General features: G+C 71.0%; 25 protein-coding genes. 12 read left to right on the top strand and 13 right to left on the bottom strand.

Annotated elements, in window-relative coordinates; translation table 11 throughout:
- Positions 1-110: 110 nt before the first annotated feature.
- The 4 genes from J7W19_RS20850 to J7W19_RS20835 form a co-directional block, all read right to left on the bottom strand.
- The gene (locus tag J7W19_RS20850; protein WP_004941872.1) at positions 111-524 is read right to left on the bottom strand and encodes an ATP-binding protein; all 414 of its coding nucleotides are present in this window, start codon (positions 522-524) and stop codon (positions 111-113) included.
- A gap of 215 nt (positions 525-739) precedes the next feature.
- On the bottom strand, positions 740-973 hold the full coding sequence (locus J7W19_RS20845) for a hypothetical protein (protein WP_004941875.1): 234 nt from the start codon (positions 971-973) through the stop codon (positions 740-742).
- Positions 974-1,109: 136 nt separating this feature from the next.
- The gene (locus tag J7W19_RS20840; RefSeq protein WP_004941878.1) at positions 1,110-2,762 is read right to left on the bottom strand and encodes an APC family permease; all 1,653 of its coding nucleotides are present in this window, start codon (positions 2,760-2,762) and stop codon (positions 1,110-1,112) included.
- Positions 2,763-3,124: 362 nt separating this feature from the next.
- Entirely contained in the window at positions 3,125-3,877 is a 753-nt protein-coding gene (locus tag J7W19_RS20835) for a GntR family transcriptional regulator (protein WP_004941884.1), read from the bottom strand.
- Positions 3,878-4,157: 280 nt separating this feature from the next.
- Between J7W19_RS20835 and J7W19_RS33530 the strand changes: the two genes are divergently transcribed.
- The 3 genes from J7W19_RS33530 to J7W19_RS20820 all read left to right on the top strand — a co-directional run bounded on the left by J7W19_RS33530 (position 4,158) and on the right by J7W19_RS20820 (position 6,179).
- Entirely contained in the window at positions 4,158-5,549 is a 1,392-nt protein-coding gene (locus J7W19_RS33530) for a M1 family metallopeptidase (protein ID WP_004941887.1), read from the top strand.
- 95 nt (positions 5,550-5,644) lie between these two features.
- On the top strand, positions 5,645-5,914 hold the full coding sequence (locus J7W19_RS20825; RefSeq protein WP_004941890.1) for a type II toxin-antitoxin system Phd/YefM family antitoxin: 270 nt from the start codon (positions 5,645-5,647) through the stop codon (positions 5,912-5,914).
- Entirely contained in the window at positions 5,907-6,179 is a 273-nt protein-coding gene (locus J7W19_RS20820) for a type II toxin-antitoxin system RelE family toxin (RefSeq protein ID WP_004941893.1), read from the top strand. Before J7W19_RS20825 ends, J7W19_RS20820 begins: the two co-directional genes overlap by 8 nt.
- 213 nt (positions 6,180-6,392) lie before the next feature.
- Here the strand turns inward: J7W19_RS20820 and J7W19_RS20815 are convergent, their stop codons facing one another.
- From J7W19_RS20815 to ychF, 3 genes are all read right to left on the bottom strand, one after another.
- Positions 6,393-6,647, bottom strand: coding sequence for a Txe/YoeB family addiction module toxin (locus J7W19_RS20815; protein ID WP_004941897.1), 255 nt, complete (start codon positions 6,645-6,647; stop codon positions 6,393-6,395).
- Positions 6,644-6,925 carry a type II toxin-antitoxin system Phd/YefM family antitoxin gene (locus J7W19_RS20810; RefSeq protein WP_004941899.1) on the bottom strand — a complete coding sequence of 94 codons (282 nt, stop codon included), beginning with the start codon at positions 6,923-6,925 and terminating at the stop codon, positions 6,644-6,646. Before J7W19_RS20810 ends, J7W19_RS20815 begins: the two co-directional genes overlap by 4 nt.
- 207 nt (positions 6,926-7,132) lie before the next feature.
- The gene (ychF, locus tag J7W19_RS20805) at positions 7,133-8,221 is read right to left on the bottom strand and encodes a redox-regulated ATPase YchF (protein WP_004941901.1); all 1,089 of its coding nucleotides are present in this window, start codon (positions 8,219-8,221) and stop codon (positions 7,133-7,135) included.
- A gap of 199 nt (positions 8,222-8,420) precedes the next feature.
- Between ychF and J7W19_RS20800 the strand changes: the two genes are divergently transcribed.
- On the top strand, positions 8,421-9,065 hold the full coding sequence (locus J7W19_RS20800) for a DUF6542 domain-containing protein (RefSeq protein ID WP_004941903.1): 645 nt from the start codon (positions 8,421-8,423) through the stop codon (positions 9,063-9,065).
- Here the strand turns inward: J7W19_RS20800 and ppgK are convergent.
- Positions 8,959-9,726, bottom strand: a complete 768-nt coding sequence (gene ppgK / locus J7W19_RS20795) for a polyphosphate--glucose phosphotransferase (RefSeq protein WP_040888781.1) — start codon at positions 9,724-9,726, stop codon at positions 8,959-8,961. The two genes, J7W19_RS20800 and ppgK, sit on opposite strands and share 107 nt — an antisense overlap.
- Before the next feature lie 30 nt (positions 9,727-9,756).
- Positions 9,757-10,779, bottom strand: coding sequence for a 4-hydroxy-3-methylbut-2-enyl diphosphate reductase (locus J7W19_RS20790; protein WP_210455361.1), 1,023 nt, complete (start codon positions 10,777-10,779; stop codon positions 9,757-9,759).
- A gap of 173 nt (positions 10,780-10,952) precedes the next feature.
- On the opposite strand from J7W19_RS20790, the gene J7W19_RS20785 reads away from it, so the two are divergent.
- From J7W19_RS20785 to J7W19_RS20770, 4 genes are all read left to right on the top strand, one after another.
- Entirely contained in the window at positions 10,953-12,326 is a 1,374-nt protein-coding gene (locus tag J7W19_RS20785; RefSeq protein WP_004941908.1) for an APC family permease, read from the top strand.
- Positions 12,327-12,417: 91 nt separating this feature from the next.
- A complete protein-coding gene (gene xseA, locus J7W19_RS20780; RefSeq protein WP_004941910.1) occupies positions 12,418-13,635 on the top strand; it encodes an exodeoxyribonuclease VII large subunit in 1,218 nt (405 codons plus the stop codon).
- 39 nt (positions 13,636-13,674) lie between these two features.
- Positions 13,675-13,947: an exodeoxyribonuclease VII small subunit gene (locus J7W19_RS20775; RefSeq protein ID WP_004941914.1), complete on the top strand. Its 273-nt coding sequence runs from the start codon at positions 13,675-13,677 to the stop codon at positions 13,945-13,947.
- Positions 13,948-14,082: 135 nt separating this feature from the next.
- Positions 14,083-14,673, top strand: a complete 591-nt coding sequence (locus J7W19_RS20770) for a malonic semialdehyde reductase (RefSeq protein WP_004941916.1) — start codon at positions 14,083-14,085, stop codon at positions 14,671-14,673.
- A gap of 78 nt (positions 14,674-14,751) precedes the next feature.
- Here the strand turns inward: J7W19_RS20770 and J7W19_RS20765 are convergent, their stop codons facing one another.
- Positions 14,752-15,354 (bottom strand): DUF4245 domain-containing protein, encoded by a 603-nt coding sequence (locus J7W19_RS20765; RefSeq protein ID WP_051072535.1) that lies wholly within the window; start codon positions 15,352-15,354, stop codon positions 14,752-14,754.
- Positions 15,355-15,563: 209 nt separating this feature from the next.
- Here J7W19_RS20765 and glpX point away from each other — a divergent pair, with 209 nt between their 5' ends.
- The gene (glpX, locus tag J7W19_RS20760) at positions 15,564-16,595 is read left to right on the top strand and encodes a class II fructose-bisphosphatase (RefSeq protein WP_004941920.1); all 1,032 of its coding nucleotides are present in this window, start codon (positions 15,564-15,566) and stop codon (positions 16,593-16,595) included.
- Between the two features lie 152 nt (positions 16,596-16,747).
- Here the strand turns inward: glpX and J7W19_RS20755 are convergent, their stop codons facing one another.
- Positions 16,748-17,053: a WhiB family transcriptional regulator gene (locus J7W19_RS20755; RefSeq protein ID WP_004941922.1), complete on the bottom strand. Its 306-nt coding sequence runs from the start codon at positions 17,051-17,053 to the stop codon at positions 16,748-16,750.
- 281 nt (positions 17,054-17,334) lie between these two features.
- Positions 17,335-17,991: a DUF1707 SHOCT-like domain-containing protein gene (locus J7W19_RS20750; RefSeq protein ID WP_004941924.1), complete on the bottom strand. Its 657-nt coding sequence runs from the start codon at positions 17,989-17,991 to the stop codon at positions 17,335-17,337.
- A gap of 217 nt (positions 17,992-18,208) precedes the next feature.
- Here J7W19_RS20750 and J7W19_RS20745 point away from each other — a divergent pair, with 217 nt between their 5' ends.
- A complete protein-coding gene (locus J7W19_RS20745; RefSeq protein ID WP_004941926.1) occupies positions 18,209-19,891 on the top strand; it encodes a fumarate hydratase in 1,683 nt (560 codons plus the stop codon).
- A gap of 239 nt (positions 19,892-20,130) precedes the next feature.
- On the opposite strand, the gene J7W19_RS20740 is transcribed toward J7W19_RS20745, so the two are convergent.
- Positions 20,131-21,657 (bottom strand): ricin-type beta-trefoil lectin domain protein, encoded by a 1,527-nt coding sequence (locus tag J7W19_RS20740; RefSeq protein WP_040888769.1) that lies wholly within the window; start codon positions 21,655-21,657, stop codon positions 20,131-20,133.
- Between the two features lie 108 nt (positions 21,658-21,765).
- Here J7W19_RS20740 and J7W19_RS20735 point away from each other — a divergent pair, with 108 nt between their 5' ends.
- Positions 21,766-23,160, top strand: coding sequence for a class II fumarate hydratase (locus J7W19_RS20735; protein ID WP_004941930.1), 1,395 nt, complete (start codon positions 21,766-21,768; stop codon positions 23,158-23,160).
- Positions 23,161-23,236: 76 nt separating this feature from the next.
- Positions 23,237-23,929: a cytidylyl-2-hydroxypropylphosphonate hydrolase gene (fomD, locus tag J7W19_RS20730; protein ID WP_004941932.1), complete on the top strand. Its 693-nt coding sequence runs from the start codon at positions 23,237-23,239 to the stop codon at positions 23,927-23,929.
- Positions 23,930-24,070 lie beyond the last annotated feature (141 nt).

The raw sequence follows: 24,070 nt of genomic DNA, 5'->3' as shown, positions 1-24,070 counted from the left end.
TGTGCTCGCACCGGCATCAGAAGGCCGAGTATCCAGCACGGGAGGCCCTCGGAACACGGACTTCACGATCACAGCACGGTCTCGACCCGCAATGGGTCTTCCCCGGGTTCCTAACCTGGCAAGCTCAGTTCGAACCACACCGTCTTGCCGTTGTCACCCCGGCGGGTACCCCAGCGACGGGACGCCAGTGCGACGAGTTGCAGTCCGCGCCCGCCCTCGTCGTCGGCTTCGGCCACACGTTCGCGGGGCGGGTCGGGCAGCGGATCGGAGACCTCGACCTGCAGCACACGGCCGGCGCGGGAGTACATCCGGACGCCGATGGGGCCGGTGGCGTGCCGCAGGGAGTTGGTGACGAGCTCGCTCACGAGGAGGACGGTGACGTCGCTGACGTCCGCCAGGCCCCAGGCCAGCAGGGTGTCGCGGACGAGCGTCCGGGCGGTGCGCACCGCACCGGCCTCGGCGGGGAAGCTCCATTCGGCGAACCCCGGCGTCGATGCCAGTGCGCTGTCGCTCACGCCGACCACTTCCCAGCCCGCTCCGACGCGACCCAGCCGGAATGCCCGGCTTGGGACCAATAATCAGCACATACCCGGTATGAGGGTCGGTGTATCGCCCCGGCCCGCAGTCGGATTACGACGGGTCACGACGCGTCGGCGGGGCAGGAGGGACTGGTGTGAGGGTGGTGCAGAGTGCGAAAAGAAGGGGCCGAGGCCCGGAACGGCCACGGGTGGCCCCCCGGTCAGGGGGCCACCCGTACGCGTTCGACTATGTAGAGCTGCCGACGGCCCCTCTTGTCCGGGGACCTGTCCGGGGCCTTGCCCGTCGCCTTGTCCGGCGACTCCAGGCTCTCGTCCAGGCGGTCGGCCACGCGCTCGGCCTCCAGCCTGGTGGCGTACCGCCCGACGCGGTAGCGATTGCCGTTGTCGTCCTGGCGGATCACCAGCCAGGGCAGGACCGGTTCGCTCTCACTCATCGCCCCTGCCCCTCCGCCGTCGCACCCTTCGGGAAGAAACCGCAGTCCGCATATGCCCGAGCGTACGCCCGACCTTTACGCAGCGGATACGGGTTTTCACGAAGAGGTGCGCATTCGGCCACGCGTACGCGCGGTGTTACGCCTTGGAGGCCGACGGAACGGCGTCCTCGGACCCGCTCGCCCGCTCGGCGCGCTCGATCTCCTCGATCTCCTTCTCGGTGGCGACGAGCGTGGGGTTGCGCCAGGCGCTCTGCACGCCCCACACGTAGAACGCCAGGCCGATCAGGGCGACGACCAGCAGGTCCCAGCCCTCGCCCAGGTAGCCCTTGCCACCGTAGTCCTTGCCGCCGGCCCACGAGACGAAGGCCATGACCAGCAGGTAGGTCACCATCCAGGCGCCGGCCTTGAGGTGCGGCTTGAGCTCGTCCCACGGCTTGCGCAGCTCGTACCAGGCCCAGATCGGCAGACCGACCGCCATGATCAGGATGACCTTGCCGGTGAGCGGCCACTTGCCCCAGTAGAGGACGAGCGAGCCGAAGACCATCGCGATGGGCGCGATGACGGGCATCGCGCGCAGCTTCACCGGGCGGGTGATGCCCGGGGCGATGCGGCGCAGCGACATCACGGCGACGGGGCCGGTGATGTACGAGATGACGGTCGCGATGGAGACGATCTCGGCCAGCGAGCCCCAGCCGCGGAAGACCGCGAGGAAGAGGAAGGCGATGACCAGGTTGAGCAGCAGGGCCGGACGCGGCACGCCGGTCTTCGGGTCGACCTTGCCGAAGATGCCCGGCAGGTGGCCGTTCTCCTGCACGCCGTGGATCATGCGCGAGGTGGTCGCGGCGTAGATCATGCCGGTGCCGGAGGGGGAGATGAAGGCGTCCGCGTAGAGGACGATCGCCAGCCAGTTCAGGCCCCAGGCGATGGCCAGGTCGGCCAGCGGGGACTTGTAGGTGAGGGCGCTCCAGCCGTCGCCGAGGTCGCCGGAGGGGACGGCCATCAGGAAGGCGACCTGCAGCGCGATGTAGATGACCAGCGCGATCAGGATGGAGCCGATGACGGCCTTCGGCAGCGACTTGCCCGGGTTGCGGGCCTCCCCGGCCATGTTCAGCGGGGACTGGAAGCCGTTGTAGGCCCAGACGATGCCGGAGGTGGCCACGGCGGTGAAGACGGCGTTCCAGCCGTTGGGCGTGAAGCCACCCGCCACCTTGATGTTGTGCGTGTCGAAGTGCGACCACATCAGGGCGCCGGCGGTCAGGATCGGAACGACGACCTTAAAGATCGTGATCAGGTTGTTGGTCTTCGCGAACAGGGTGATCGCGAACCAGTTCAGGAAGAAGTAGAAGACCAGCAGGACGCTGGCGAGGCCCACACCGGCGCCGGTGAGCTCCTTGCCGTCGTACAGCTCCTTGGCCCACTGCCACTTCCAGGAGCTCATGTACTGGACGGACGCGGTCGCCTCGCCGGGGATGACGGAGACGATCGCGATCCAGTTGGCCCATGCGGCGAGGTAGCCGGCGAGCGAGCCGTGCGAGTACTGGCCGTAGCGGACCATGCCGCCGGCCTTGGGGAACATCGCACCCAGCTCGCTGTACGTCAGGGCGATGGTCAGCGCGACGACGGCGCCGATGACCCAGGCCAGGATCGCGGCCGGACCGGCGATACCGGCGGCCCGCTGGGCGCCGAAGAGCCAGCCGGAGCCGATGATCGACCCGAGGCCGACGGCCGTCAGGGCCACCGGACCGAGGGTCCGGCGGTAATTGGAGTGGGAACCCTGTTCGGTACTCAAGCCCCGGCTCTCCTTTTCTTTCTACTCCCCCACAGCAGGACACAAACCGCGCCATCGTACGAGCGATTTGGCCGAGTTGGTTCTGCCAAAAGCCCCTGAGCTGGGCCTCTGTGAGTTTTGCAACATCGGGAACCGGGGCTTTATATAGGGGCATACCGGGGCACACGACACAGTTCCTACCCTCGGGTAAGGAGTGCGGGTAAGGGGCTCTTTCCGGCCACGCTCCTGACTGGCGAGTCAGTTCCACCGGATGTCGGAAGCGTTCACGAGGACGACATGCCGCCTTCACCGTCAGGTGGTACGCAAAACGCGGCCCACCCGGTTCCCCTCACCCCCCCTGTGACCCCGACTACCGACCCCGGCTACTTCACCGGAAGGTGGTACGCCACGCGGTGCCGCTCGGCGAGCATCACCACGTCCGCCGTCTCCACCGCGCGCCCGCCGGCGAAGTACGTCCGCGAGACCACCAGCACGCAGTGGCCCGGCACCCCGCCCAGCGCCAGCGTCTCCTGCGCCAGCCCCGGGCGGGCGCTGATCTCCTCGGTGACGTTGTCCACGACGAGGTCGATGGCGGCCATCCGCTCGACCACCCCGCGACCGGCCAGCGGGCCCTCCTCGGGCAGCATCACCGGCGTCCGCCCGGTGACGGCGAGCGGCTCCCAGGAGGTGGAGAGCATCGCCGGCTCCCCGGCGCAGCGGAACAGGTAGTCGGTGCGCATCACCCGGTCGCCGGGCGCGATCCGCAGCCGCTCGGCGACCGCGGCCGGCGCGGCGAGCTGCTCGCTGCGCGCCTCCCAGGTGCCCTTGACCCGGGGATCGGCCTGCTCCTGGCGGAAGGACGAGGACTCCCCCACCCCCCGATAGCCGGTGCGCACCACGGCACGCCGCTCGGGCCGCTCCCGGACGTAGGTGCCCGACCCGGACCGGCCCTCCACCAGCCCCTCGGCCATCAGCACCTTGCGGGCCTCCAGGGCGACCGTGTCCGAGACGCCGTACTGCTCGCGGATGCGGGCCTGGGAGGGGAGGCGGGTGTGCGGCGGCAGCTCGCCTGCGACGATCTTCTGACGGAGATCGCCGGCGACGCGGAGGTATGCGGGCTGGTCACCGAATGCCACGTCCACTCCCAAGGTTGACTTTCCGCAACAGCTTGGCAACTCACCGTGGCGATCCGCAACTGAGGGCCAAGGAATCACTAGATGTGGTGAATTGCAGCTCAGAAGGGTGTGAGCGCCACCCTGACGCACGTGCAATCCGCACTCTCCGACGGCACATCTGCGACGATGCGCACGATCCCAGTGATCTTCGGAAGGACCGGCTGACAGGGGGCGGCGCCGGACCTTCGGGACATCCAGGAAACCGGTGACCCCCTGCCGGTGACTCTCTAAGGAGCCCCACGTGCGCCGCCGCCTTCCGCTCTGCGCCCTCCTGTGCCTCCTGCTGCCGGCCTGCGCCCCCGCACGGACGACCGTCCGCCCGGCGGACCCCGCGACGGCCGGCGCCAAGGGCGTGGGCGACCCCCTGTTCCCCACCATGGGCAACGGCGGCTACCAGGTGGAGCACTACGGCCTGTCCCTCTCCTACGAGCCGGCGGACGGCAGCGTCACCGCCACCGCGGAGATCGGCGCCCGCACCGACCGGGCCCTGTCGTCGTTCAGCCTCGACTTCCACGGCCTCCAGGTGGACCGGGCGACGGTCGACGGCGCCCCCGCCGGCGTCACCCGGACCGGGGACGCCCTACGCCTGACCCCCGCGCACGACCTCGCCTCCGACACCGCCTTCACCGCCACCATCGCCTACCACGGCGTCCCCGAGGCGCTCACCGACCCCGACGGCTCCCAGGAGGGCTGGCTGAAGACCCCCGACGGCGCCGTGGCCCTCGGCGAGCCCAACGGCTCCATGACCTGGTTCCCCGGCAACCACCACCCCTCCGACAAGGCCGCCTACGACCTGACCGTCAGCGTCCCCGAAGGCATGACAGCCGTTTCCAACGGCGAACTGAGCAAACAGGAGACGGCGAACGGCCGGACGTCCTTCACCTGGCACACCGCCGAACCGATGGCCAGCTACCTGGCGACCGTCGCCATCGGCTCCTTCACCCTCGACCGCACCGCCGCCGGCACCGTCCCGCAGACCGTGGCCATCCACACCGCCCAGGCGAAGCGGGCCGCGGACGTCCCGGCCTGGGTCGCCTCCGCCACCGACTGGGGCACCCGCCTCTTCGGCCCGTACCCCTTCTCCTCCACCGGCGCCACGATCGGCTCGGGCCCGTCCATCGACTACGCCCTGGAGACCCAGACCCGCCCCTACTTCAACCACGCCCCCGACCAGATCTCCCTCGTCCACGAGATCGCCCACCAGTGGTTCGGCGACTCCGTCACCCCCGGCTCCTGGCAGGACATGTGGCTCAACGAGGGCTTCGCCACCTACGCGGAATGGCTCTGGCAGGAACAACACGCGGGCCCCACGGCCGCGGACACCTTCGCCGAGTACTACGCCCTCCCGAAAACGGACGACCTCTGGTCGTTCCCACCCGCGAACCCCCCATCCGCCGAGGACGTCTCCGGCGACCCCGTCTACTACCGCGGCGCGATGACCCTCCAAAAACTCCGCGAAACGGTAGGCGACACCACCTTCACCTCGATCCTCCAGACCTGGGCCACAGACCACCGCCACGCCAACGCCCGCACCACGGACTTCACGAACCTGTGCACCAAGCTGGCGGGCAAGGACCTGACACCGCTCTTCCAGAAGTGGCTCTACACCACGGGCAAACCGGCGACGCCCTAGCCGCGGCCACGCGGAGAGGAGCGACCGGCGAGAGCATGCGACCCGACAACCGTGAGCCATTGTGTACACATGGGACACTCGGTACCCTTGGGCGCATGACACAGCCACTGCCCATAGAGTCCATCCGCGATGTCCGGGCGCATCTGGCCGAGGTCGTGGAGCGAGCCGACCGGGACGACGTACCCACCGTGATCACCCGACGCGGCAAGCAGGTCGCCGCCGTCGTCTCCATCGAGGTGCTGCGCAAGTACCAGGAGTGGGACGAGCGCGAGATCAACCGGATCATCGACGAGCGTATGGCCAACCCAGCGCCCGGCATCCCGATCGAGGACATCATGAGGGAGACGCTGGCGCGCAGTGAGTGAGTACCGCACCGTCTTCCGGCCCGAGGCTCAGGCCGAGCTACGCAAGGTCCCGCGAGACACGGCCCTCCGCATTCTGGCCAAGCTGACCGAGTTGGAGAACGACCCACTGGGGTTCAACACCACAGCCCTCGTCTCCCAGCCCGACCGCCGTCGCCTGCGTGTGGGCGACTATCGCGTGATCTACACGATCGACAATGGCGAGCTGGTGGTGTGGGTGGTACACGTCGGACACCGCTCCACCATCACGACGTCTGAACGCTCCTGACGCCAAGTCAGAGCATCCAGCACCGATCCAGCACGGGATCGACGAAGGGGTCGGGCTCCCATGAGCCCGACCCCTTCTGACCTGTATGTTTGCAGCGTCAGCGAGTGGTGTTGCCTCACCCGCTCACACGTTGAAGCGGAACGTCGAGTGCAGAGCTGCGACCTGCGGAAACGTCATTTCGGAGGGCCCCCAGCACCATCCCAGCACGGGCGGTCAGTAGTGGTACCGAGCCGCAAGGATGATGATCTCCTTCTCCGTCACCAAGTAGACGAGGCGATGCTCGTCGTCGATCCGCCGCGACCACGCGCCGGGCAGGTGGTATTTCAAAGGTTCGGGCTTGCCGATCCCTGAGAACGGGTCACGCCTGACGTCCTCGATGAGCTTGTTGATCCGGGCGAGCATCTTGCGGTCGTTCTTGAGCCAGGACGTGTAGTCCTCCCAGCCCTGATCCTCGAAGACGAGCCTCAAGCGGCACCCGCATCCGCGTCCGCCGAGTCCGGATCGATCAGCTCGCGCTCCGACACATTGATGTTCGTCAGGGCGTTCTCATACGCCTTGAGCAGCCGGCGGGCGTTCACCGGGGAGCGCAACAGGTACGACCCCTCGCGCAGCGCCGCATAGTCCTCGGCCGAGACGAGCACGGCGTTGCCGTGCTTCGAGACGATCTCGATGGCCTCGTGATTCTCGTTGACCTTCTTGATCAGCGGAAAGAGTTCCTTGCGGGCTTCGCTGGCGGTTATGGACATGGCCTGACCCCATCTCCCCATCCCTCAAGTGGTACCTAATAACGTACCACTCTCGATGCCCTCCGACCGGGTCGAACAGCTAACGGGTGGTCAGGTTTCCCAGCACCATCCCAGCACGGAAAACCACAAGGGGCCGACTCCGGACGGAGCCGACCCCTTCTGACCTGCACGTTTGCCACGTCAGCGACGTGGTGCCAATTCACCAGCTCAGACGTTGAAGCGGAACTCCACCACGTCCCCGTCCGCCATCACATAGTCCTTGCCCTCCATTCGGGCCTTGCCCGCCGAGCGGGCCTCGGCTACCGAGCCGCAGGTGACGAGGTCGTCGAAGGAGATGACCTCGGCCTTGATGAAGCCCTTCTGGAAGTCCGTGTGGATGACGCCGGCGGCCTCGGGGGCGGTGGCGCCCTTCTTGATGGTCCAGGCGCGGGATTCCTTGGGGCCGGCCGTCAGGTAGGTCTGGAGGCCGAGGGTGTCGAAGCCGACGCGGGCGAGGGTGGCGAGGCCGGGTTCCTCGGCGCCGACGGACTGGAGGAGCTCCATGGCGTCCTCCTCGTCGAGCTCGGCGAGGTCCGCCTCCAGCTTGGCGTTGAGGAAGATGGCCTCGGCGGGGGCGACCAGGGCGCGCTGCTCGGCCTTGAAGGCGTCGTCCGTCAGCTCGTCCTCGTCCACGTTGAAGACGTAGAGGAACGGCTTGGTGGTGAGGAGGTGCAGGTCGTGCAGGAGCTCCGCCTTCTCCGAGCCCTGGACGATGCCGGCGGAGAAGAGGGTGTTCCCCTCCTCCAGGATGGCCTTGGCCGCCTCGACCGCCGCCACCTTGGGGGCGACGTCCTTCTTGATCCGCGACTCCTTCTGCAGGCGCGGCAGTACCTTCTCGATGGTCTGGAGGTCCGCGAGGATCAGCTCGGTGTTGATGGTCTCGATGTCGTCCTTGGGCGAGACCTTGCCGTCGACGTGGACGACGTTCTCGTCCTTGAAGGCGCGGATGACCTGGCAGATCGCGTCGGACTCGCGGATGTTCGCGAGGAACTTGTTGCCCAGGCCCTCGCCCTCGGAGGCGCCGCGCACGATGCCGGCGATGTCGACGAAGTCGACGGTGGCGGGGAGGATCTTTTGCGAGCCGAAGATCTCCGCCAGCTTGGTCAGCCGGGCGTCGGGGACGCCGACGACGCCCACATTGGGCTCGATGGTGGCGAACGGGTAGTTGGCCGCCAGCACGTCGTTCTTGGTCAGGGCGTTGAACAGCGTCGACTTGCCGACGTTGGGCAGACCGACGATTCCGATCGTGAGCGACACGTGGCGACTTCCTGATAGTGAGGGCCCAGGGCGAACAAAGGCAGCAAGGGGGCCCGGTCCGGGCCGGTCCACCAGTCTACGGGTCCGCGCCGGGCACCGGCCGGGGCGGACGGCCCCCCGGGTCGAACGAACGGCCGACGGGGGGTGGAGAACGTGTCCAACGCCGGGTTCGCGGCGGTCCGCGACCTAGTTTGGACGGGTGGAGCAACCCGGCGCACGCATCACCCAGCACAGGACCCGTCGCACGGCCCCGGTGCCCCGCCCGGCCGCCCCGGTGGGGCAGGGCAGAGGGGCGCCGGTCGGGCGGGAGCGGGCGGGCCGCACCCCGCCGCCGCTGCTGCGCGCGCTCCGGCGGGACCAGCGGCAGCAGCGGGACCAGCCGGTCCGGCTGACCGGCCTGGGCAGCGGGCTCCTGGCCGTGGTGGCGATGCTGGTCGCGGGGACGGTGGTCGCCCGGCTGGGCGCCGGTTCCCCCGTCGCCTACGGGGTTCTCTTCACGCTCTGCTGCGCGGTCTGCGCGCTGGGGGTGCGGCCGGCCGAGCTGGTGGCCGCGCCGGTGAGCGCGCCCATCGCGTTCGCCGCGGGCGCGCTGCCCGTCACGGCCGCCACCGCCGGTTCCGGCGGGCTCGGCGGCCGGGTGATGGCGCTGGTCGGCTTCCTGTCGCTGCAGGCCGGCTGGCTGTACGGCGGGACGCTGCTCGCCGCGCTGATCGTCCTCGGCCGCCGGGTGCTGCTGGTCAGGCGGCGGCGGGCGGAGGGGCGGGCACAGACCCGGCGGCGGCCATCGCGGCCCCCACGATCCCCGCGTCGTTCTCCAGCTCAGCGGGCACGATCTCGGCACTGACGCCCTCGATCAGCGGCAGGAACCGGTCCGCCTTGCGGCTGACGCCCCCGCCGATGACGAAGAGCTCGGGCGAGAACAGCGCCTCGACGTGCCGCAGGTACTTCTGCACCCGGCGTGCCCAGTGGTGCCAGCCGAGGTCGCCCTCCTCCTTGGCCCGGCTGGACGCCCGCGTCTCGGCGTCGTGGCCGTCGAGCTCCAGGTGGCCGAGTTCGGTGTTGGGGACGAGCCGGCCGCCGGTGAAGACGGCGCTGCCGATGCCGGTGCCGAAGGTGAGCACGATGACGGTGCCCGTGCGGCCCCTCCCGGCGCCGAAGGTCATCTCGGCGACGCCGGCCGCGTCCGCGTCGTTCAGCACCGTCACCGGGGCGCCGATCCTCGCGCCGAGCAGGGCGGCGGCGTCCCGGCCGATCCAGCCCTTGTCGACGTTGGCGGCGGTCCTGGTGACACCGCCGGTGACCACGCCGGGGAAGGTGGCCCCGACCGGGCCTCCGGACCAGCCGAAGTGGTCCAGGACCTCCTTGACACGGTCGGCGACCGCGTCGGGGGTGGCCGGGTGCGGGGTGAGCACCTTGTGGCGCTCCACCGCCAGTACCCCGCGGGTCAGATCGACCGGAGCGCCCTTGATGCCCGATCCGCCGATGTCCACACCGAATGCGTCCATGGCGACCACGCTACGGGTGGAAGGCCGTCGTCACCCCTCCGTCGCGTCTCCCGAGGCGGTGGGCGAGCCCGCGACGGCCGCCGCAGCCTCGGCGCGGAGGTCGCGGCGGAGTTCCTTGGGGAGGGAGAAGGTGATGGACTCCTCGGCGGCCTTGACGGTCTCGACGTCCTCGTAGCCGCGGGCGGCGAGCCATTCGAGGACGCCTTCGACGAGGATCTCGGGGACGGAGGCGCCGGAGGTGACGCCCACGGTGGACACGCCCTCCAGCCACGCCTCGTCGATCTCCTCGGCGTAGTCGACCAGGTGGGCGGCGCGGGCGCCGGCGCCGAGGGCGACCTCGACCAGGCGGACGGAGTTGGAGGAGTTCTTGGAGCCGACGACGATGACGAGGTCGGCCTCTGCGCCCATCTTCTTCACCGCGGTCTGCCGGTTCTGCGTGGCGTAGCAGATGTCGTCCGAGGGCGGGGAGAGCAGGTTGGGGAACTTGTTCTTCAGGGCGCCGACGGTCTCCATGGTCTCGTCGACGGAGAGGGTGGTCTGGGAGAGCCAGACGACCTTGTCCGGGTTTCGGACCTCGACGTTCGCCACGTCCTCGGGGCCGTCGACGAGCTGGATGTGGTCGGGGGCCTCGCCGGAGGTGCCGATGACCTCCTCGTGGCCCTCGTGGCCGATCAGGAGGATGTCGTAGTCCTCGCGCGCGTAGCGCACGGCCTCCTTGTGGACCTTGGTCACCAGCGGGCAGGTCGCGTCGATGGTGGCCAGCTTCCCGCGTGCGGCTTCCTCGTGGACGACCGGGGCGACGCCGTGGGCGGAGAAGATGACGATGTTGCCCTCGGGCACCTCGAACGTCTCGTCGACGAAGATCGCGCCCTTCTTCTCCAGGGTCTTCACCACGTATGTGTTGTGGACGATCTCATGGCGCACATACACCGGCGCGCCGTACTGCTCCAGGGCCTTCTCGACGGCGATCACGGCACGGTCCACACCCGCGCAGTAGCCACGGGGGGCGGCGAGCAGGACCTTTCGAGCGCTGGTTGCAGTCATGCGGTCCATCGTACGGGCCGCCACCGACATCGGCGGCGCGTCCCGGTGCCCTCCTCCGGGCCGGGCCGAATACTGGCCGGACGGCATCCTTCCGCCCAAGCCCGCGCCCTTCCGCCTCAAGCCCGCACCCGCCCGACCGAGTCCGCACCCCCGTCCGACCGACCGCAGGGGAGCCCACCCGTATGCCGGCACCTTCAGCACCCCCCTTCCCGGAGTCCGGCGCCGGCCGGGACGGCGCGCTCCGCCGCACGCTGGCCCTCCGGGACCTCGTCGTCTACGGGCTGCTGTTCATCGCCCCGATGGCGCCGGTCGGCGTCTTCGGCACGCTGGTGGCGAAGGCGCACGGCGCGGTCGCCGCGGTGTACCTGGTGGCGACGGCCGCGATGGGGTTCACCGCGTACTCCTACGCGCGGATGGTGCGGGTGGTGCCGCGGGCCGGTTCGGTGTACGCCTACGCGCGGGTGGGGCTGGGCGAGGGGCCCGGGTTCGCCGCGGGGTGGATGGCGCTGCTCGACTACCTGCTGATCCCCGCGGTGGCCTATCTGTTCTCGGGGATCGCGATGAACGCCCTGGTGCCGGCCGTGCACCCGTGGGTGTGGACGGCGCTCGCGGTCGTGGTGACGACCGGACTCAACCTGTCGGGCGTACGGGTCGCGGCACTGGCGGGGTTCGTGGTGCTGGCGGTGGAGATCGCGGTGCTGTGCGTCTTCGTGGCCGCGGCGGCCTGGGCGCTGGCCGCGGACGGGCCGCGGCGCGGCTGGCTCACACCGCTGACCGGCGAGGGCGCCTTCGACAAGGGTGCCGTGCTCACGGCGGTGTCGGTGGCGGTGCTGTCGTACCTGGGGTTCGACGCGATCGCCGCGTTCGCGGAGGAGGCGGCGGGAGGGCCGGGGCGGGTGGCCCGCGCGGTGCTCACCTGTCTGGTGGCGGCGGGCGTCCTTTTCCTCGTCCAGACGTATCTGGCGGCGCTGCTCGTACCGCTGTCCGCGGCGGAGCTGGGCGCCGACCCGGCTCGGCAGGGTACGGCCTTCTACGACACGGTGGACGCCTCGACCGGGCGGTGGCTGCACGATCTCGTCGCGGCGAGCAAGGCGGGCGGCGCCGCTTTCGCCGCTCTGTCCGGGCAGGCGGCCGCCGGACGTCTGCTGTTCGCGATGGCTCGGGATCGGCGGCTGCCGGGCGCTCTGGCGGTCGTCGACCGGGGTACGGGGGTGCCGCGGCGGGCGGTGCTGGGTGCTGCCGTCGTGACGCTGGTCGCGGCGGTGTGGGCGGCTCGGCGGGGGGACGGGCTGGATCGGTTGGTGTCGGTGGTGGATGTGGGGGCGTTGGTGGCTTTTGGGTTGTTGCATTTGTCGGTCATCGGGTGGTTCGCGGTACGGCGGCGGATGCGGTGCGGCATCGTTCGGGACGTGCTTGTGCCGCTGGTCGGGTTGGCTGTGGTGGTCGCGGTGCTGGTGCGGGCGGCGGCAGCGGCCCAGGTGGTGGGAGCGGTGTGGTTGGGGGTGGGGGTGGCGGTGCTCGCGGTTCAGGGTGCGGGGGCGCGCGGGGCGCGGTGAGGTGCCCTGGTCTGCGGGGGCAGGCCCCCGCACCCCCGAAACCGCGAAAGGGCGGGACAGGGGCGCGACCACCCCCGATACCCTCGACCGCATGGCCCTCACCACCTCCCCCGACGCCCCCCTCCCCGTCGGCCAGGTCTCCCGCCTCATCGGGGGATGGATCGACCGGCTCGGTGCCGTCTGGGTCGAGGGGCAGATCACGCAGTTGTCGCGGCGGCCGGGGGCGGGGGTGGTGTTCCTGACGCTGCGGGACCCGTCGCACGACATCTCGCTCTCGGTGACCTGCTACCGCGCGGTGTTCGACCGGGTCGCGGACGTCGTGACCGAGGGTGCGCGGGTCGTGGTGCACGCGAAGCCGGAGTGGTACGCGCCGCGCGGGTCGTTGTCGCTGCGGGCGGCGGAGATCCGGCCGGTGGGGGTCGGGGAGCTGCTGGCGCGGCTGGAGCAGCTGAGGAAGTCGTTGGCGCGGGAGGGGCTGTTCGATGCCGGGCGGAAGCGGCCGCTGCCGTTCCTGCCGCAGTTGATCGGCCTGGTCTGCGGGCGGGCGTCGGCCGCCGAGCGGGACGTGCTGGAGAACGCCCGGCACCGGTGGCCGGCCGTCCGCTTCGAGGTGCGGAATGTGCCGGTGCAGGGGGTGCACGCGGTGCCGAAGGTGGTCGAGGCGGTCCAGGAGCTGGACGCGCTCGACGAGGTGGACGTGATCATCGTCGCGCGCGGCGGCGGCAGCGTGGAGGACCTGCTGCCGTTCTCGGACGAGCAGTTGGTCCGGGCGGTGGCCGCGTGCCGGACGCCGGTGGTGTCGGCGATCGGGCACGAGCCGGACTCGCCGCTCCTCGACCTGGTCGCCGACCTGCGGGCCTCGACGCCCACCGACGCGGCCAAGCGCGTCGTCCCGGACGTGGGCGAGGAACTGGCGCGCGTCGAGCAGCTGGGAGGCCGGGCGCTGCGCGCGGTGACGACGCTGCTGGACCGGGAGGAGCGCGGGCTGGCGGCCGTAAGGGCGCGGCCGTGCATGGAGCGTCCGCAGCGGATGGTGGAGGAGCGCGAGGAGCAGGTGGAGGGGCTGCTGGGGCGGGCGCGGCGGACGTTCGGGCATCTGCTGGACCGTGCCGACTCGGAGCTGACGCACACCCACGCCCGGGTGGTGGCGCTCTCCCCCGCCGCGACGCTGCGGCGCGGCTACGCCGTCCTGCAGCACACCGACGGTTCGGTGGTCCGGGCCGCGGACGAGGTGGCGGCGGGCGAGGAGCTGCGGGCGCGGGTCGCCGAGGGGACGTTCACCGTACGCGCCGAGGGGCCGGCCGACTGAGCCGCCGCGCCCTCGCCGGCAGGCCCTACGCTGGGCGGCATGGCGAAAACGGGTGAGTCCGGCACCGGTACCGGCGCGGACGAGGAGCTGAGCGCGCTCGGCTACGAGCAGGCACGGGACGAGCTGATCGAGGTCGTCCGGAGGCTGGAGACCGGCGGCCAGACGCTGGAGGAGTCGCTGGCCCTGTGGGAGCGCGGCGAGGCGCTGGCCCGGGTGTGCCGGCACTGGCTGGAGGGGGCGCGGGCGCGGCTGGACGCGGCGCTCTCCGCGCCCGAGGCGACGGAGGGGGAATCGGGGGCCGACGGGGGCTGAATCCCCGGGTCCGCGCGGTCGGCGGCGCCGACCTCCACCGCTTTAGTTTAAGTTTCAGTTGAAAGTTCACACAGTTTGGCCTACAGTCGAGAACGGCCGACGAACACCCCCAGCACAGCAAAGAAGGTCGCTCTCATGACTCTCGCCCTGGACTCCGCCGCGCAGGACCTGCTCTTCCGCGAGGCCCACACGGCCAACGCGTTCACCGACGCGCCCGTCACCGACGAGCAGATGCAGGCGCTCTACGACCTGATCAAGTACGCCCCCACGGCGTTCAACCAGTCGCCGCTGCGCATCGTCCTGGTCCGCTCCGAGGAGGCCCGCGAGCGCCTCGTCGCCCACATGTCCGAGGGCAACCAGGCCAAGACCAAGGCGGCGCCGCTGGTCGCGATCCTGGCCGCCGACAACGAGTTCCACGAGGAGCTCCCGGCGCTGTTCCCGCACTTCCCGCAGGCCAAGGACGTCTTCTTCGGCGAGCGCCCGGTCCGTGAGAAGTCCGCCGAGCTGAACGCCGCGCTGCAGGCCGGCTACTTCATCCTGGGCGTCCGCGCCGCCGGCCTGGCCGCCGGCCCGATGACCGGCTTCGACGCCGAGGGCATCCGCAAGGAGTTCCTGGACGGCGACCACACCCCGATGCTCGTCGTCAACATCGGCAAGCCGTCGGAGGACGCCTACCGTCCACGCTCCCCGCGTCTGGCCTACGACCAGGTCGTGTCGGTCGTCTGACGGGCGAACCGCCGCAGTCCGCCAGGGGCCCCTCGTGGGCCCCTTCGGCATGTCAGGGGGCGGTCGCGCCCCCGCCGGTCAGTCCTGCGCCTTGCCGCTCGGCTTCCCGTCCGGCTTCGGGTCCGCCTTCTCGTTCGCCTTCGGGTCCGCCTTCCCGTCCCGGAGCGCGGCGGCCATCTCCGCGAGCCGGCGGTCGGACGCGGTCCCCGCGATCACCGTCGTCGCCCCGTGCTCCGTCCGCACCAGGGCGTTGTACTTGTCACCCTCGTAGCGCTGCCAGACGGTGCCGCCCACCCGCTGCGTCCGCTTGGTCGGCTCCGCGTGCTGCGTGGAGTCCGCGATGAAGTCGTCCGCCGGGCCGTCGCTCTGCTCGATCTGGACGTACTCGGTGTCCGGGTCGATGAAGCCCAGGTGCCACACCTTGCCCTCGCCGCGCTGCTGGCGGTACCAGACCGAGGTCGCCCGCCAGTCGGCGCCGAGCCCCTCGGGGGCCAGCACCGGGTACGGCGCCGCGCGCCGGGCGGAGGCGGTCTCCACCCGGTACTCGACCGTCTTCACCGGGTCGCGACCGCTGCCCTCGTGCGGGAGCACCAGGTAGCCCGTGCCCGCCACCGGAACCGTCACCGCCAGCGACAGCAGCATGTTCCGTACCGTCTTGTTCTTCCCGTTCCTGCCTGCCACGCCCCCATCGTCCCCCATGGCTCCCGCGATCATCACGGCGGAGGGGGGCCGGACGCGCCGCGGCGGGCGGCGGGGCCTTGACGCCGCTCATGCGTGGGGCGCCCTGCTCATTCTCGAAATCAGCGGATAAAGTCATGGACACCCTCACTCTCCTGGCCCACCCGGCAGGAGGGACCCACGGCCGACCGCCGTACAGAAAGGTGCGCCCGATGACCGATCACCATCTCCCGTCCCAGCTTGAGGTCAGCCCGGAGGCCCCGGACCGCAACCTCGCCCTGGAGCTGGTCCGGGTGACCGAGGCGGGCGCCATGGCCTCGGGCCGCTGGGTCGGCCGCGGAGACAAGAACGGCGCCGACGGCGCCGCCGTCCGCGCCATGCGCGCGCTCATCCACACCGTGTCGATGAACGGCGTCGTCGTCATCGGCGAGGGCGAGAAGGACAACGCCCCGATGCTCTACAACGGTGAGCGCGTCGGCGACGGGACCGGCCCGGAGTGCGACGTGGCCGTGGACCCGGTGGACGGCACCACGCTGACCGCCAAGGGCATGGCCAACGCCGTCTCCGTGCTCGCCGTCGCCGACCGCGGCTCGATGTTCGACCCCTCGGCCGTCTTCTACATGGACAAGCTGGTCACCGGCCCCGAGGCCGCGGACTTCGTCGACATCAACGCCCCGGTGGCCGTGAACATCCGCCGGATCGCGAAGGCGAAGCGTTCCTCCCCCGAGGACGTCACGGTCGTCGTGCTCGACCGGCCGCGCCACGACGGCATCGTCAAGGAGATCCGCGAGGCGGGAGCCCGCATCAAGTTCATCTCCGACGGCGACGTGGCCGGCGCGATCATGGCGGCGCGCGAGGGCACCGGCGTCGACCTGCTGCTGGGCATCGGCGGTACGCCCGAGGGCATCATCGCCGCCTGTGCCATCAAGTGCCTCGGCGGCACCATCCAGACGAAGCTGTGGCCCAAGGACGACGCCGAGCGGCAGCGGGCGCTCGACGCCGGGCACGACCTGGACCGGGTGCTCTGCACCGACGACCTGGTCAGCGGGGACAACGTGTTCTTCGTCGCGACCGGCATCACCGACGGCGACCTGCTGCGCGGGGTGCGCTACCGCGCGGAGACGGCGACCACGCAGTCGCTGGTCATGCGGTCCAAGTCCGGGACGATCCGGCAGATCGACTCGGTGCACCGGCTGTCGAAGCTCCGGGCGTACAGCGCGATCGACTTCGAGCGCCCCAGCTGAGCGGAGCGGGCCGGCCGGCGCGAACAGCCCGGCCGGTCCTCACACGGCCCCGGGAAGCGGCTCGCCGCCCGTCCCCGGACGCCGGACGGGCGGAGCCGCGTGCCATCGGTCACGGCCGGCCCGTCCGGCGTCCGGGAACCCCGGGGCGTCCGCTATCCCGCCGCGGCCACCCGGGTGGAGCGCTGCAGCTCCGCGTCCCGGCGCCGCCGGCGGGCCAGCACGACGCGGCGCTCGGCGGCGGTGAGGCCGCCCCACACGCCGTACGGCTCGGGCTGGAGCAGCGCGTGCTCCCGGCACTCGACCATCACGGGGCAGCGCGCGCAGACGCGTTTGGCGGCTTCCTCGCGGGACAGACGTGCCGCCGTGGGCTCCTTCGACGGTGCGAAGAACAGACCGGCTTCGTCCCGGCGGCACACCGCCTCCGAATGCCAGGGGCCGGCCTGATCCCGCGCGGACATCCGCGGCGACGGTACGGCGGCTTCCTGCAGGGGCTGATGCGGTAGCAGCACGGTCCACTCCTGACGACGGCTTTGCTCGGCCGGTTGAGTCACCCTTGCCCGTCTCACCCTGCACGGCCCCTGTCGGACAGTCGCACCCGCGGCCGTACGAGAGACGATGCACCAAGCTTTACCCGCTGTGCGCGTGCTTATTCACACCGTTGCCATGAGCGGAATCCCGTCCGTCACCCCCGTCCCGCCTCCAGCCGCCCGCGCCTCGCCCGCGACCGGGCGCGGCGCGGTCAGCCGGCCGCGCGGAGGTCCTTGACGCGCTTGCCGGGACGGGCCTTGGCCACGACCCCGCCGAACAGCGCCCAGCCGGTCACCACGACCACCGGGGCGCCCTCGTCGGGCGACTCGTGGCCGTCGACGTCGAAGCCGCCGAAGACACCCGTGCCGGTGCAGCGCAGCGAGACGTTCTCGGGGACCTTGATCTCCACACCGCCGAAGAGGGCCCAGCTGTTGACGACCACCGTCCGCTGTTCGAAGAGCGCCTCCGTGAGGTCGATCTCCACACCGCCGAACAGCGCGAACGCGTTCAGCCTGGCGCCCGCGCGCCAGCGGCCCCGGCGGCCGGCGCCGCCGAAGACGGCTATCAGGTTCTCCGCGGGGGCGGTCGCCGCGTAAGGGTCCGCCGGGAACGGGCGGTGGGCGGCGGCGGGCCGGGCGGCGCCGGCCGGCAGATCCCGGACCAGCGGCTCCAACTCGCCGACCGTACGCGCCCGGTACACGGCGTCGACGCGGTCGGCGTGCTCGTCCGGGGTGAGCCGGCCCTCCGCCAGCGCCTCGCGCAGGATGTCCGCCATCCGGTCGCGGTCCGCGTCGGACGCGCGCAGGGCCGACCCGGCGGGCGCGGCGGGCGCGACCGGTGCCGCGGCGGGGGTCTTGGTCAGGGGCACTCGGCGCTTCTCCAGCGATGACTCGTCCACGGACACCAGCCTACCGACTCGCGATAGATCGCGACAGGGGTACGGGCCGCAGAGCCGCGGACCGTCGCTTGTGAGGGCAACCTCACCGGCCCGGCGCCCGTCCGGCGGCCTACCCTGAGAGACGCCGACGGTCCCCCCGGACCCGTCCGGCACACCCAACCCGCAGAGTGAGTGAGGAATCGCCGCGATGTCTGACCGGTCAGTCCCCCCAGGGTTCGCCTACACGGATCTGCTGCCCCTGGGCGAGGACGAGACGCCGTACCGACTGATCACCTCCGAGGGCGTGTCGACGTTCGAGGCGGACGGACGCACGTTCCTCAAGGTGGAGCCCGCGGCGCTGCGCCGGCTCGCGGAAGAGGCGATCCACGACATCCAGCACTACCTGCGCCCCGCGCACCTCGCCCAGCTGCGGAAGATCGTCGACGACCCCGAGGCGTCGTCCAACGACAAGTTCGTCGCCCTCGACCTGCTGAAGAACGCCAACATCGCCGCCGCGGGCGTGCTCCCCATGTGCCAGGACACCGGCACGGCGATCGTCATGGGCAAGCGCGGCCAGAACGTCCTCACCGAGGGCCGGGACGAGGAGGCGCTCTCGCTCGGCATCTTCGACGCCTACACCAAGCTCAACCTGCGGTACTCGCAGATGGCGCCGCTCACCATGTGGGAGGAGAAGAACACCGGCTCCAACCTCCCGGCGCAGATCGAGCTGTACGCGACCGACGGCGGCGCCTACAAGTTCCTCTTCATGGCCAAGGGCGGCGGCTCGGCCAACAAGTCCTTCCTCTACCAGGAGACGAAGGCCGTGCTCAACGAGGCGAGCATGATGAAGTTCCTGGAGGAGAAGATCCGTTCGCTGGGGACGGCCGCGTGTCCGCCGTACCACCTGGCGATCGTGGTGGGCGGTACGAGCGCCGAGTACGCGCTGAAGACCGCCAAGTACGCCTCCGCGCACTACCTCGACGAGCTGCCCGAGGAGGGCTCCCCGCTCGGTCACGGCTTCCGTGACAAGGAGCTGGAGGAGAAGGTCTTCGAGCTGACGCAGAAGATCGGCATCGGCGCGCAGTTCGGCGGCAAGTACTTCTGCCACGACGTGCGCGTGGTGCGGCTGCCGCGGCACGGCGCGTCCTGCCCGGTGGCCATCGCCGTGTCCTGCTCGGCCGACCGGCAGGCCGTCGCGAAGATCACCGCCGAGGGCGTCTTCCTGGAGCAGCTGGAGACGGACCCGGCGCGGTTCCTGCCGGAGACGACCGACGAGCACCTGTCGGACGACGACGTGGTGAAGGTCGACCTCAACCGGCCGATGGACGAGATCCTCGCCGAGCTGGCGAAGTACCCGGTCAAGACGCGGCTGTCGCTGAGCGGGCCGCTGGTCGTGGCGCGGGACATCGCGCACGCGAAGATCAAGGAGCGGCTGGACGCGGGCGAGGAGATGCCGCAGTACCTGCGTGACCACCCCGTCTACTACGCCGGGCCGGCGAAGACGCCCGAGGGGTACGCCTCGGGCTCCTTCGGGCCGACCACCGCGGGCCGCATGGACTCGTACGTCGAGCAGTTCCAGGCGGCGGGCGGCTCCAAGGTGATGCTCGCGAAGGGCAACCGGTCGAAGCAGGTCACCGACGCGTGTGCCGCCCATGGCGGCTTCTACCTCGGGTCGATCGGCGGGCCGGCGGCCCGGCTCGCCCAGGACTGCATCAAGAAGGTCGAGGTCGTCGAGTACGAGGAGCTCGGGATGGAGGCGGTCTGGAAGATCGAGGTGGAGGACTTCCCGGCGTTCATCGTGGTGGACGACAAGGGGAACGACTTCTTCCAGGATCCGGCGCCGGCGCAGCCTACGTTCACGTCGATCCCCGTGCGGGGGCCGGGGCTGTAGCGGGGGTTGCCCCAGCCCCGCCCTTTCTCCCCCAGCTACCGCTGGGAGGTGCCCCCAGTTTCCTGGGGCTGCCGCCCCAGACCCCGCTTGTCGCGGCTTCGCCGCTCGTCCTCAAACGCCGGACGGGCTGATATAGCCCGTCCGGCGTTTGAGGACAGCGCGCGCAGCGCGCTTCGGGGGTGCGGGGCCCTCCCCGCAAGAAACGGTGAAAGGGCGGGACCGGGGCTCCCCCCCCGCCCTCAGGCGAAGCTCTGGCTCCGCGAGCCGTCGCACCGCTGGAGGCGTACCGGGTCCTTCGCCGACGCGAGCGTCAGGCACAGGTCCGGGGCCGCCGTCGGGCGGAACGTTCCGCCGGTGCGGGTGAAGCGCTGGTTGTCGCCGCCGTGGCAGTTCCACAGGGCGACGGCGGTGCCGGCCGCGTATTTGCCGCCCGGGACGTCGACGCACCGGTCGTGGGAGAGGGCGGTCCGCAACGACCCGCGCCCCCCGTCGTACCACCACTCCTGGTTGCGGTTGCCGGTGCAGTCCCAGCCGCCGACGGTCGTCCCGTTGCGCGACGAAGCGCCGTACGCGTCGACGCAGGTGCCGGTCGCGTCGTTGCGCAGCGGCCGGTACGCGTCGTCCCAGGCGCCGCCGTACAGCTCGGGCTTCCCGGTGCTCGCCGGGTCGGCGCAGCCGGCCTCGCGGCGGTCGGAGGCGTAGAACGCGGTCAGGCAGGCGGCGAAGGCGGCGTGGCCGCGGGTGTTGGGGTGGAAGGACTGGCGGACGGAGTTGGAGTCCGGGGGGACGGGGTTGGAGAGGTCGATGTACAGCCCGCGGGCCCAGGCGTCGTCCATGCACACCTCGTGGCCGTGGAACAGGCGCGAGTTGTCCAGGTAGGAGGCGCCGCTCTCGCGGGCGGCCCGGCGCATGCCGCGTTCGAAGGCGGGGACGGCGGTGTTGCGGCCCCAGGCCGCGTCCGAGGTGTAGCCGACGCAGCCACCTGGGAGCTTGCCGGGGTAGTTCGGGTTGTCCTCGATGTCGGGGCCGATGGGGCTCGGGTAGCCCATGACGACGAGTTTGTAGTCGCCGTCGGCGTAGCCGGCGTCGCGCATCACCGTGCGCAGGTCGCGGACGGTCTGTTCGACCTTGGGGACCAGGCCGTCGACGCGGGCCTGCCAGCCGGGGTCGTACTTCGGCTCGCAGGTGCCCTGGAGGGTGAGGTAGCGGGTGACGCAGTCGGTCATGACCGGGCCGAACTGGAGGTCGTCGTTGGCGCCGGCGACGAGGAGGACCATCTTGACGCGGGTGTTGCGGGCCTTGACGGCGAGGTTGTCGCTCTGGACCAGTTCGTCCGCGTACTGCTTGGTGCCGCCGATGCGGATGTTGGCGGTGGTGGCACCGGAGCAGGCGACGTTGTAGGTGACGTCGGCGGGGATGGCCGTGCGGTGGATGGCGGCCTCGGGCGAGCGGTGGCACCAGTTGTCCGGTCCGCTGGTGCCGGGTTCGTAGGTGCCGACGCCCTCGCCGGATATCTCGCTGTCGCCGAGGGACAGCAGGGAGGTCTTGCGTTCGGCGAGCGGGCGTTCGGCTGCGTCGCCGTAGAGCTTGACGGCTTCGGCGGCCCGGATCTTCTCCAGCTCCGGCGAGAGCGGCGTGGCGCCCGTGGCGGCGGTGGCGGCGTGGGCCGTGGCACCGGTGGCCATGGTTCCGGTCGTTCCTCCGAAAACGGCCGCGAAGGCGGCGACGGCCGCGAGAGAACAGCGCAGGGTGGGTCTGCGTGTCATGGAGCCTCCCCGATTTCTGTTGTTACTCGCGGTATTTACTGGCTGGTAGTGGCCTTCGGGAACACGGTGAACCGGCCAAACGCTGTACTCCACAGGAGGTAAGTGACGATGACCGAGAGCGATCAGTACCGGATCGAGCACGACTCGATGGGTGAGGTGCGCGTCCCCGCACACGCCAAGTGGCGGGCGCAGACCCAGCGGGCCGTGGAGAACTTCCCGGTCAGCGGGCAGCGGCTGGAGCGGGCGCACATCGAGGCGCTGGCCCGGATCAAGGCGGCCGCCGCCAAGGTCAACGCCGAGCTGGGCGTGGTCGACGAGGAGGTGGCGGAGGCGATCGCCGCCGCCGCGGCCGAGGTCGCCGAGGGGCGCTGGGACGAGCACTTCCCGGTCGACGTCTTCCAGACCGGTTCCGGCACGTCCTCCAACATGAATACCAACGAGGTCGTCGCCACCCTCGCGAGCGAGCGCCTGGGCCGGGACGTGCACCCCAACGACCACGTCAACGCCAGCCAGTCGTCCAACGACGTCTTCCCGTCCTCGATCCACATCGCCGCCACGGCCGCCGTCACCCGCGAGCTGATCCCGGCGCTGGAGCACCTGGCGGCGGCGCTGGAGCGCAAGGCCGAGGAGTTCGCCGAGGTCGTCAAGTCGGGCCGGACGCACCTGATGGACGCCACGCCCGTGACGCTCGGCCAGGAGTTCGGCGGCTACGCGGCGCAGGTCCGGTACGGCGTCGAGCGGCTGCGCGCCTCGCTGCCGCGGCTGGCCGAACTCCCGCTGGGCGGAACGGCGGTGGGCACCGGCATCAACACCCCGGCCGGCTTCTCCGCCGCCGTCATCGCCGAGGTCGCGCGGGCCACCGGGCTGCCGCTCACCGAGGCCCGCGACCACTTCGAGGCGCAGGGCGCGCGCGACGGCCTGGTGGAGACCAGCGGCCAGCTGCGGACCATCGCCGTCGGCCTCACGAAGATCGCCAACGATCTGCGCTGGATGTCCTCGGGGCCGCGCACGGGTCTGGCCGAGATCAGCCTTCCCGACCTCCAGCCGGGCTCCTCGATCATGCCGGGCAAGGTCAACCCGGTGATCCCGGAGGCCGTGCTGATGGTCGCCGCCCAGGTGATCGGCAACGACGCGACGGTGGCCACGGCGGGCGCGGCGGGCAACTTCGAGCTCAACGTGATGCTGCCGGTGATGGCCAAGAACCTGCTGGAGTCGGTGCGGCTGCTCGGCAACGCGGCGCGGCTGCTGGCCGACCGGACGGTCGACGGGATCACGGCGAACGTGGAGCGGGCGCGGGAGTACGCCGAGTCGTCCCCCTCGGTGGTCACGCCGCTCAACCGGTACATCGGGTACGAGGAGGCGGCGAAGGTCGCCAAGAAGTCGCTGGCGGAGCGGAAGACGATCCGTCAGGTGGTGCTCGACGAGGGGTACGTCGAGCGCGGGCTGCTGACCATGGACCAGCTCGATGAGGCCCTGGACGTCCTGCGGATGACGCGGCCGTAACGCGGGATCCGAACGGCCGTTGCCCGTGCGGTACACATCACGGCACGGGCCCGGCCCCGCCCCCTAAGATCTGCGCATGGCAGCGGAGACAGCGGACACCAGGACCACGGCAGGCTCCGCGGGCGGTTTCTGGGCGCCCGGCGACCGGATCCTCTGGCGGTACCGCGCCAATGCCGAGGACCGGGTGCACATCTGCCGGCCGGTGACGGTCGTCCAGGACACCGCGGACCTGCTCGCCGTCTGGGTGGCGCCGGGGACGGCGTGCGTCCGTCCCGTGCTCGCCGACGGCAGACCCCCGTACCAGGAGCCCCTGGCGACCCGCTACACCAAGCCGCGTACCACGAGCGTCGACGCCTGGTCCGGGACGGGCGTGCTCAAGCTGGCCCGGCCCGGTGAGCCCTGGTCGGTCTGGCTCTTCTGGGACCTCGACTGGAGGTTCAGAAACTGGTACGTGAATCTTGAGGAACCGCTCGCGCGCTGGGCCGGCGGGGTCGACTCCGAGGACCACTTCCTGGACATCGCCGTGTATCCGGACCGCAGTTGGGAGTGGAAGGACGAGGACGAGTTCGCGCAGGCGCAGCGGGTGGGCCTGATGTCAGCCGCCCGGGCCGAGGAGGTGCGGGCCGCCGGGCACGCGGCGGTCGAGCGGATCCAGGCGTGGGGCGCCCCGTTCGCCTCCGGCTGGGAGCACTGGCGGCCCGACCCCGCGTGGCCGGTGCCGGAGCTTCCGGACGACTGGGGGCGCACTCCGGCGCCCACGCGGGCGTGAAGCGCTTGCCGTCGCCCCGCGGGGCAACCGTAGGATCGTCCTCCGCGCCCCCGTGCGCGTCGCCGACAGGCAACGCACCAGGCGCGACAGCAGATGTGACAGTCAGTCAGCTGTTACCCGGGCAGTCAGGTATTCGCACAG

Source organism: Streptomyces mobaraensis NBRC 13819 = DSM 40847 (genome assembly GCF_017916255.1).
GTDB lineage: Bacteria > Actinomycetota > Actinomycetes > Streptomycetales > Streptomycetaceae > Streptomyces > Streptomyces mobaraensis.
Note: the sequence above shows the minus strand (reverse complement) of the source record. Positions and strands in the feature narration are given on the sequence as shown.